This window comes from Alteromonas sp. CH_MED4-4 (assembly GCF_037029575.1).
Classification (GTDB): Bacteria; Pseudomonadota; Gammaproteobacteria; order Enterobacterales; family Alteromonadaceae; genus Alteromonas; species Alteromonas macleodii.
The window spans coordinates 149,319-158,721 of record NZ_JAYMEU010000008.1; the positions used below are offsets into that span (position 1 = coordinate 149,319).

Below are 9,403 nucleotides of genomic sequence, written 5' to 3' on the forward strand. Positions count from 1 at the left end.
CATTTGGGGTATAGCCAAGTTGGTAAGGCAGCGGGTTTTGATCCCGCCATTCATAGGTTCGAGTCCTGTTACCCCAGCCATATTCTTGAAAAAGCCGCTCTTTTGAGCGGTTTTTTTGTTTGTACTCTCGTTTTGTTCAGCAAATGTGTTCTTCTCCCCCATGAATGAATAAATTTGCTATATGCGAGCATAAAACGTCATAGTTTCAGTACGTTTTCATTGTCCAATCATTTAATTGTCGTGCTAGTATTGGTTTTTATCGATATAGCTCGGCTTATTCCAAGGTTTAGCAAATACAAGTTTGCTTAAGCCGAAGCGTTTGTTCTGACAACGCACCTGTCATGTTCAGTTCATTTCTACACGCCGAGCAATAATTAAAACAATAACGAAGGAAAGTGCGTGATAAACGAATTCGTTTCATTAGTTAACAATATTCTTTGGGGAGACGGTCAGGTACTTATCATTATGCTGCTTGCATGTGGTATCTGGTTTACCGTTAAACTTGGCGGTGTGCAGCTTAGGCACTTCGGCCATATGTTCAGCCTACTAAAGGGCAGTAACACTTCTACTAAGGATGGGATAAGTTCATTCCAAGCTTTGTGTACCAGCTTATCGGCTCGTGTAGGCACGGGTAACTTAGCTGGCGTCGCGGTTGCTATATCTCTAGGCGGTGCTGGCGCTATTTTTTGGATGTGGATGATTGCCCTTTTAGGTATGGCCACTGGCTTTGCCGAAAGTGTACTAGGTCAGCTATACAAGGTCCGTGACGAAAACGGCGAGTTCCGTGGCGGTCCCGCTTATTATATCAAGCAGGGTTTGAATAAAACCTGGCTTGCAGTCGCATTTTCTCTATGTTTGTTCTTTGGCTACGGCTTTGTCTTTAGCGCCGTTCAAGCCAATACTATTACCGATGCATTAAACAATGCGTACTCTTTCCCCACGGAATATGTAGGCCTAGCCATTATTGCACTGGCAGCCTTAATCGTCGTGGGAGGCCTTAAAAGCATTGCACGCTTTGCCGAGTTTGTGGTGCCATTTATGGGAATAGGCTACGTGCTTGTGGCATTGGCTATTACCTTCATTAATATTTCCGAACTGCCAGCCATGCTGCTCGATATCGTTAAATCAGCATTTGGCTTGCAGGAAGCTGGCGCTGGTGCACTCGGTGCGGCCATTAAAAATGGTATTCAGCGCGGACTGTATTCAAACGAAGCGGGCAGCGGCTCTGTACCGCACGCTGCGGCGAGTGCTGTGCCAAACCCTAATCACCCCGTATCACAAGGTTACATTCAGATGCTTGGCGTTTTCTTAGATACACTCGTGCTATGTACGTCTACTGCCTTCATCATTTTACTTGCTGGCGGTTCAAGCTCTGATCAGATGGAAGGCATACGCCTAACCCAAGATGCGATGAGCAGTCACCTAGGCGAAGGCGGTACTGATTTTGTGGCTGCCGCCATCAGCTTATTTGCATTCACGTCTGTAGTGGCAAACTATGCCTATGGCGAGAGTAATCTGCATATGTTCAAGCTAGATAATAAAATAGGCCGTGCAGTTTACACTATTGGTTATTTAGGCATGATTTACTGGGGCGCACAGGCAGCCCTACCTCAGGTATGGGCCATGGCCGACATGGCGTTAGGCCTAATGACGGTGATTAACATCATCGCTATTGTGTGGATGACTCCTACCATTGTGTCTATCAGCAAAGACTACTTTAAGAAAAAAGACAGTGGCGCAAACATGGAATACAAAGCGGGCGACTGTGAAATACAGGGTAAGTCAGAAGATGGTATTTGGGATTAAGTCCGGCTTTTACTAGGTGAGTGTTTTAGAGTTAGATGTTACCAGGCTAACTTTGACCTAGTGAGATTAAACAAAAGAAAGGCTAACCTCGGGTTAGCCTTTTTCGTTTGTAGCAATTGACCGCATGTAAAACACTAGTTTTGATTTACCTGCAACAAATGAAATGGCGGCCTACAACGCTACTGGCAAATGCCCTGTCTTCACCCATATTATTGTTTCCTCATCCACGTAAGGATGATGCTGACTCATATGAGGATTGCGCAACCATGTGCCTTTTGGGTATGCACCATGTTCGTCTTTAAATGTACCCGACAGTACGAAAATCTCTTCACCACCAAAGTGCTTGTGAGGTTTAAATACCTCACCAACTGGCCACTTAACTAGCGCCACATGTTCATGCTCAAAGTTGTGGAGCGGCATCACTTGTAAACCGCCCTGCCCTTGCAGCCATTGTTCTTTATTTGTATTTACCCGTACTTCACTCAAGTCGCGCTTATCAAACTGGTTCAGCTTCACTAAAATAACACAGCCTTCTTTACTAAAAGGGCTATGTTTACTGCCTGGCGGGTTACGCAAGTAAGTGCCCGCAGGGTAGTCACCGTGTTCATCGGAAAACACACCCTCAAGCACCAATATTTCTTCACCATAAGGATGACTATGCTGCTTAAAACTCGCGCCAGCTTCGTACTTCACGACGCTTGTTGTATGACCAAACTCTTTTGCTTCACGCTCTAAAGGCTTCCGCCATACCGTAGAAGACGGTGACGCCTGCCACTCTTGCATTTGCGTATTAATCGCTAGGCGTTCATCAAAGTTCATATTAAGCATCATTGATAATCTCGTTTTATTTAGAGCAAGCAATTGTTACCGAATAAACGTATACATCATCTCGCTTCGTGTTATTAGAATGAAGACAAAGCAAGATAATGATACGTCCTATTTATTAGTTCCTACCTGCCATTACACCACCATCAATATCTAATACGGTACCGGTAGTCCAATTAGCTCTTTCTGATAACAGATAAAGGATGCCATGTGCCACGTCTTCTGGAGTTCCTATACGTCCTATCGGATGAAACGCATTGAAACCTTCCAATACTTCATCGGTTTGCTCTTCTGGAACGAACGCATTGTAAATAGGTGTTTTAACTACCGCTGGCGATACTGCATTTACACGTATGCCATCGTCGGCAAGTTCCATGGCCAGATGCTGAGTAAGTGAATGCAGCGCTGCTTTTGCCATGGAGTAAGCAGACGAAGGAGTCGCCTTAACGGCCTGCTTAGCCCACATAGAACCAACATTAACAATACTGCCAACACTGTGCTGAGACATTCTTTTGGCTACCGCTTGGGTGATAAAAAATAGGCTTTTATTCAAATCATGATAAACATCATAATCTTCGCATGTATGCTGTAAAAATGGCTTAGGGTTAAAATACCCTGCAGCATTTATTAAGTAATGAAAAGGTACAGCTGCATCTTCTACGTACTTTATTAATTTTTGTACGTCTGCAGGCTTATATAAGTCAACTTGGACAGCGTTTATGCTAATGGTTGAAACATTTGTGAATGTACTTACCGCTTTCACTGCTTCTTCCAGTTTGGAACCATTCTTGCCCACAAGCACAACGTTAACACCTTCATTCGCCAATAACTTAGCGGTGGCAAGACCTATACCGCTTGAACCGCCTACAATTAACGCGTTACGGTTTTCACAAAAATCATTTAAAAGTGACATTTAAAATTCCCTCACTGTTTTCAATTCGTGATAACCTTACGCCTTAGATAACTCCATGAATAGTAAGTATAATTTGGTTCAGTAAGTACTTTTAGGTACATCTTTATGAATTTTAAGGAAAAACAAATCGAGCGAAAAATACCACCTCAAGAAAGCGCGCGCATGGTAGAGACGATTTACGGCTGTAAATGGTCGCTTACCGTTTACCAACTCTTGGCAAATGGCATTAACCGCCCCGGTGAAATGGTGCGTACTGTAGACGGACTAAGCACCAAAGTATTAAATCAATGCCTGAAGAAGAACACGGAATTTGGTATTCTGAAAAAAACGGTGTATCACGAGCTCCCGCCTCGGGTTGAATACCAAGTAACAGAGTTTGGAAATAGATTTTTAGCCGTACTAGAACAAATAGAGGCCTTACAAGAAGACCTCAATAATCTATCGAGATAGCATCGCCAGCTCTATCCCTCTGGTCTTAGCATTTCGAAAAAGTTATCTCGGGAAATAGTGTAATAATCGCCTCGTCCGCCACCACGGGTAACTGGCGCACTTTTCAGCGTGCTGTAAACGCCGTTCTCTATGAGTGACTTATCAATATGTACACCCACTACTTCACCCATGATAAACCAGCTATTCACCTCCTCACCTGAGGCGGTCTTAAGCTGTACCACATCAGTTAGCTTACATTCCATGCTCACCTTACTCGCTTTTACGCGGGGAACGCTTACCACTTCACTTTCTACAGTTTGAAGCCCTGCATGGTCAAATTCACTTTCTTCAGGTGCCAGAGGTTTACTTGTCGTGTTCATTGCATCAATCAAATCTTCTGATACAAGATTCCAGCAAAACTCACCCGTTTCCTGTACGTTTACCAGTGAATCTTTCTTACTGCCTACTACTGAAAATCCGATAATTGGCGGCGTGTAGTTCAACGCATTGAAAAAACTGTAAGGAGCAAGGTTTAACACTCCCGTTTTTGATTTTGTAGAGATCCATCCGATTGGGCGCGGTGCGATGATTGCGTTAAACGGATCGTGAGCCAAGCCATGACCTTCTTTTGGTTGATAAAAATGCGTTTGTGACAAAACCATTCCTTAAAATTTGTGGTAGGGTAAATCTAATACTGATATGAACGCTTATTCGGCGCTTTTCAAGGGCTTAAGATTAAAGGTTGTTTATGACTGCACGTAATGTCGCTTTTTCAAGAACAAGACTGACTGAATTAATGGTGCCATCTTTTGCTAATTTTGGCGGTAAGGTGCATGGAGGTGTCATTTTATCGTTAATGGATAAAGTCGCCTATGCCTGCGCAAGTAAACACGCAGGAGCCTATTGTGTAACCGTTACTGTTGATGGCGTCGAGTTTTTACAGCCTGTTGAAGTGGGTGACTTACTTCACCTCGACGCTACCGTTCATTATGTCGGAAACACATCCTTGGTAGTAGGGATAAAAGTCACTACGGAAAATATAAAAACCAACGAGGTCAAACATACCAATAACAGCTTTTTTACCATGGTTGCCAAAGATGATAGCGGCACACCTGTTTCAGTCCCTGAGCTAGAGTTATCTACTCACCATGAAATGCGCAATTTCGTAACGGCTATACGCCGCAGTAAAATTCGCAAGGAAGCACAAGTTAAGCTGCAACGTGATTACGACGCTTTTATTCCCAAAGAAGACTTTGCGCTTTTAAACGAACATCGCTGTGTAGTTACCTTTGAGAAAAATGACTAAGTAACAGGTACAAAAAAAGCCAGTTGCGTATTAATCAACTGGCTTTCAGCACTCAAGAACCGGTGCTAATTAGAAGCTATACGAGACTTTTCCGTAAACAAAACGGCCTGTAAAACCGTAAGGCGAAAAGCCTGAATACGGGAATAAGCGCGAGAACGTGGTTACATCATCCACAAGTTCACGGGTTGTTTCTGGGTACACATCAAACAGATTGTTAGCACCAACAGAAACGGTAAGTCCTTCTGTTAACGCAATGCGAACGTCTAGGTCTGTGATCCACTCTGACGGAATGATTTCATTGCGTGCTTCAACTGACGATGGGTCTTCCACTTCACCATAACGAGTAGTGCGTAAGGTTGTTGTGTAGCGGTCATAATTCCACGTAACACCTAAGTTAAGTTTGCTGTCAGGCGAAGCCGTTTCGAAGCGACGTAGTTCAACATCATCGAACAAGTTAGCCTGGTCGAAGCCTGCATTTTGCAACACATCAGGTGCATCGATAACATTTGTTACCTCGTTATCGTTAAAGTTAGCACCAGCGTTAAAGTTAAACGCACCATAATCTGACGTATTAAGCGTATAGGTAGAAACGATATCAACACCTTCCGTACGCGAATCTATCGCATTTAAGAAGAATCGAGCCTGATTAGCTCCCGTACCCGCAAGTAGTGCTTCTATACCCTCACCTGATAGGTTGTTAGACAGCACGATACGATCGTCGATATCAATGCGATAAAAGTCTACTGTCAGGTTGAAATCAGCAGTTGGCGAGTAGGTAAAACCTGCACTGTAGTTATTCGATTCTTCTGCATCAAGACCTGGGCTGCCCAGCGCTTGCGCAACATCACTTGACGGCGCAAATGTCCCCGTTTCAGTTGGCTCGCCATCAACAAATACCGTCGCGATTGAGGTGAAGAATTGCTGTTGTAGCGATGGTGCTCTAAAGCCGGTTGATACTGACGCTCGAAGTGCAAATGCATCACTCAGGGTTACACGGTGAGACATTTTCCAATTAAACGTGCTGCCGAAGTCAGAATAATCTTCATAGCGCCCTGCCACTGCTACGTTCCAGTTTTCTACAACGTCAGCTTCTACATCCACATAGAAGCTATAGTTATGACGGCTGTTTTCACCTGCAGATTCTGGTGTAAAGCCTGGGAATACTTGCGAACCAGCAGCACCAAACGGGCCGTCTACCGGGTCAGTCACCACGCCGCCAGGTCCAAACGTACCTTGTATGTAAGACCCTTCTTCACCTGCAGTTATTTCATAGCTCTCATGACGATATTCTGCGCCCATGGCGAAGTTCATTTCGCTGTAGAAATACCCGGTATCTACCAAACGTGACGCGTCAGCATTCACAATTGTGGTGTTGTATTCTAGCGTACCCGCGTCAAACTCAGTTTGACTCGTTGGACCTAAAGACGTGTTTAGGGTGTTGATAACACCATACTCAAGCTCATTACCACCATGTGTTACGGACAAGTCGTAATTCCAAACATCGCCATAGCCCTTAATACCAGCAAGCAGCGACATATCGGTTATGTCAGTTTGAATAGAAGGTAGGAATCCGTCTGGATAAATTTCAACTACGTTTCGTGAATCTTGAGCACGACGGTAAAAGCCTCCGCCTACCGAATCACGAGTGCTGTAGCCTGCGGTAGTATAAAACTCAACGCTATCAGTAAGGGCTTTGCCCGCGTTTATGAACAAGGCGTAATCTTCCACCTCACCATTTCCGTAAACGTGATTGTAGCGGTTGACCGTAAGCTCACGAGGGTCTAGGTTGCCGTCCGCGTCTCGCGCATAGTTTTCTCGCTGGTCGTAGTCCGAACGGTTCGCCTGTCCACGGTCGCGGTATTCACCTGATACGTTAACAAAGCCGTCGTCTCCCCATTCGAAGCCTACGTTGCCGCGAAGGGTAAAGGTTTGTCCATCGGTTACGTCTCTGTCGCTTCCTTCAGCGAATGCTAAATTACCGTCAGCACCAACACTCACACCTTCAAGGTTAGGCACACCGTCCATTGTTGTAACATTAGCACCATACGTTGCCGACACTTCACCGCCTTCGGCAGCATCTTTCAAAACAATATTAATAACACCGGCAATGGCGTCTGAGCCGTACTGAGCCGCAGCACCGTCACGCAACACCTCAATACGCTTAATCGCATTAGCCGGGATAGCGTTTAAATCTACCGCTGAAGAGCCACGCCCCACCGAACCATTTAAATTAAGAAGCGCAGAGGTATGACGACGCTTACCATTAACTAATACCAGCGTGTGGTCTGGTGCTAAACCACGCAGCTGCGCTGGTCGTACGTGGTCGGTGCCATCGGTAATAGATGGCTGAGGGAAGTTAAAGCTAGGCAGTAACTGGTTTAAGATCATGTTGGTTTCAGTGAGCCCCGTTGCTTCTATAGATGAAGCATCGATAATGTCGATAGGTACAGGGGAGTCATTGATGGTGCGACCAACGCGACGTGAACCTACAATTTGGATTTGCTCAACATCTTGCTCATCAACAGAAGCTTGCTCCTGTGCAAGCACTGACGAAGAAGAAAAAGCCATTCCTGCAATTGCAGAAGCAATGAGGGAAAGCTTGAAAGCAGAAGCGTTAAATTTTGCCTGTTGCATTGTGTTGTTCCTGAATTCTTTTAAATTTTACTTTTCGAAGTGTGTAGTTTTGTATTTCGTGAATCAAAAACGCGTTGAAATACAATATCTTCTTTCTGTTGTTGGGGTACTGCTAAACGCCAGATTGTCTGATCAGACTTATTATTATTAGAGATGAAAAGCACGCGGTGCTTGAAGGCTGAGTAAATCACAAAAAGATTCGCTCGCACAATACTAAAGTTGTAATAAATCCTTAATATCGACGACAGGCAGAATTTTGAAGATGAAGCGACGGAATCATCTATTGCACTGGTGGTAAGAGGCGGTAGGAAGGTGCCACCTTCACAAAAGGTAATTTGGACTAGAGTACATGAAACAAAAAAAGCGCTCCGTTCAGAGCGCTTTTCAAACTAAATTTGCACTAATGAGCGCCAAATAGGCGCTTATGCTTTTTTAAGCTTCTTCTTAAGCTTTTTAAGCTTTCCTTCTTGCTTAGAAATTTTCGCCTTAGTTGCTTTAATCGCTTTTTTTAACTCTTTTTTCTTAGCCATGATGTAAATCCTTATCTTTATTTGTAGTGTTCGCTTCACTCACATAACGTTTAGCAAAGCCGCTATTGATCGCCGTGTTTGGCAATAAATTCTCGAATAAAGTGTCTAACTTCACGAGCAGCAGAAGTGTCTAGGTCTTCGCATAACGCGATAAACTGAGCACGCTCTTCGTCGTTGATTCGAATAATCATCTGACTATTCTTTTTCTTCTTTTTATTGTTTTTTTCAGACACCTTAAATCCTTGCAAAAACCAATACGTGCAGTATGTCGTTCAATGAGAATCTGCAAGTACTACCACACTATTCGAATACAAAATGTATAGCCTATGTATATACATTTCAAGGTATTTTGAACTTTTCACCCTTATTTTTCATAAAAGCGTAATGCTAGCGTCACATTAGTGACTTCAGGCTAAGCCAAAGTAATTCCAATATAAATGGAAACAACGAACTTACGTAAAATCAAAAGTGAAGTAGACCATGACACAAACACAATCTATAACTCACCTATCGTGTTTCATCGAAGCAGTAGCTATCGCTAAACAAAATAAATGCAGTAATTGCGACGATTTGAAAACACTGTTGCAGCAAAAGGGATACGAAGAGTTAGTTGCAATGGAAACCGTAGAAGAATTAAGCCCGCAGCTGCCCTTGGCGTCTTAATAGTCGTATTTTGAATAGGAATAGAAAAATGCTGTTTGCGCTTTTTATCTACACACTGTGTAGCCTACTGCTATTCAGCTTTTGCGAGATTGCTCGCAAGCGTTTGAACCAGAAACAAAAAACGGAAGCCTTGCTTCCGTTTTAAAAGAGCTATCAAATGATTATTTAGGCGACCAATCAAATTTTTTGAAAGGTTCGTCTACAGGCGTATCGGCCAAATGATTAATGGTATGGACCCTCTCCTCCCATAAAGGCTTCAAATGAGCCAAGATAGGGTTGTTCAAATCACTATCAAGA

General features: G+C 43.8%; 9 protein-coding genes and 1 tRNA gene. 5 read left to right on the forward strand and 5 right to left on the reverse strand.

Going from position 1 to position 9,403, the window contains the following annotated elements; all coding sequences use genetic code 11:
• Nucleotides 1-4: 4 nt before the first annotated feature.
• A tRNA-Gln gene (locus tag WA381_RS07900) sits at nucleotides 5-80 on the forward strand.
• 319 nt (nucleotides 81-399) lie between these two features.
• Nucleotides 400-1,806 (forward strand): alanine/glycine:cation symporter family protein, encoded by a 1,407-nt coding sequence (locus tag WA381_RS07905; RefSeq protein WP_014949007.1) that lies wholly within the window; start codon nucleotides 400-402, stop codon nucleotides 1,804-1,806.
• A 171-nt stretch (nucleotides 1,807-1,977) separates the two neighbouring features.
• Here WA381_RS07905 and WA381_RS07910 read toward each other — a convergent pair whose 3' ends face one another.
• Both WA381_RS07910 and WA381_RS07915 read right to left on the reverse strand, forming a co-directional pair.
• On the reverse strand, nucleotides 1,978-2,634 hold the full coding sequence (locus tag WA381_RS07910; RefSeq protein ID WP_156087328.1) for a cupin domain-containing protein: 657 nt from the start codon (nucleotides 2,632-2,634) through the stop codon (nucleotides 1,978-1,980).
• A gap of 115 nt (nucleotides 2,635-2,749) precedes the next feature.
• Nucleotides 2,750-3,544 carry an SDR family NAD(P)-dependent oxidoreductase gene (locus WA381_RS07915; protein ID WP_014976145.1) on the reverse strand — a complete coding sequence of 265 codons (795 nt, stop codon included), beginning with the start codon at nucleotides 3,542-3,544 and terminating at the stop codon, nucleotides 2,750-2,752.
• A 105-nt stretch (nucleotides 3,545-3,649) separates the two neighbouring features.
• Between WA381_RS07915 and WA381_RS07920 the strand changes: the two genes are divergently transcribed.
• Nucleotides 3,650-3,994, forward strand: a complete 345-nt coding sequence (locus WA381_RS07920) for a winged helix-turn-helix transcriptional regulator (RefSeq protein WP_014976144.1) — start codon at nucleotides 3,650-3,652, stop codon at nucleotides 3,992-3,994.
• 11 nt (nucleotides 3,995-4,005) lie between these two features.
• Here WA381_RS07920 and WA381_RS07925 read toward each other — a convergent pair whose 3' ends face one another.
• The gene (locus WA381_RS07925) at nucleotides 4,006-4,629 is read right to left on the reverse strand and encodes a flavin reductase family protein (protein WP_014976143.1); all 624 of its coding nucleotides are present in this window, start codon (nucleotides 4,627-4,629) and stop codon (nucleotides 4,006-4,008) included.
• A 92-nt stretch (nucleotides 4,630-4,721) separates the two neighbouring features.
• Between WA381_RS07925 and WA381_RS07930 the strand changes: the two genes are divergently transcribed.
• Nucleotides 4,722-5,279 carry an acyl-CoA thioesterase gene (locus WA381_RS07930; protein WP_014976142.1) on the forward strand — a complete coding sequence of 186 codons (558 nt, stop codon included), beginning with the start codon at nucleotides 4,722-4,724 and terminating at the stop codon, nucleotides 5,277-5,279.
• A gap of 69 nt (nucleotides 5,280-5,348) precedes the next feature.
• Here WA381_RS07930 and WA381_RS07935 read toward each other — a convergent pair whose 3' ends face one another.
• Together WA381_RS07935 and WA381_RS07940 are read right to left on the reverse strand one after the other, a co-directional pair.
• On the reverse strand, nucleotides 5,349-7,913 hold the full coding sequence (locus tag WA381_RS07935) for a TonB-dependent receptor plug domain-containing protein (RefSeq protein ID WP_039225628.1): 2,565 nt from the start codon (nucleotides 7,911-7,913) through the stop codon (nucleotides 5,349-5,351).
• A 592-nt stretch (nucleotides 7,914-8,505) separates the two neighbouring features.
• Complete coding sequence (locus WA381_RS07940; RefSeq protein WP_014949001.1) at nucleotides 8,506-8,676, reverse strand: hypothetical protein; 171 nt, start codon at nucleotides 8,674-8,676, stop codon at nucleotides 8,506-8,508.
• A gap of 247 nt (nucleotides 8,677-8,923) precedes the next feature.
• Here WA381_RS07940 and WA381_RS07945 point away from each other — a divergent pair, with 247 nt between their 5' ends.
• Nucleotides 8,924-9,106: a hypothetical protein gene (locus tag WA381_RS07945; protein WP_014976139.1), complete on the forward strand. Its 183-nt coding sequence runs from the start codon at nucleotides 8,924-8,926 to the stop codon at nucleotides 9,104-9,106.
• Nucleotides 9,107-9,403 lie beyond the last annotated feature (297 nt).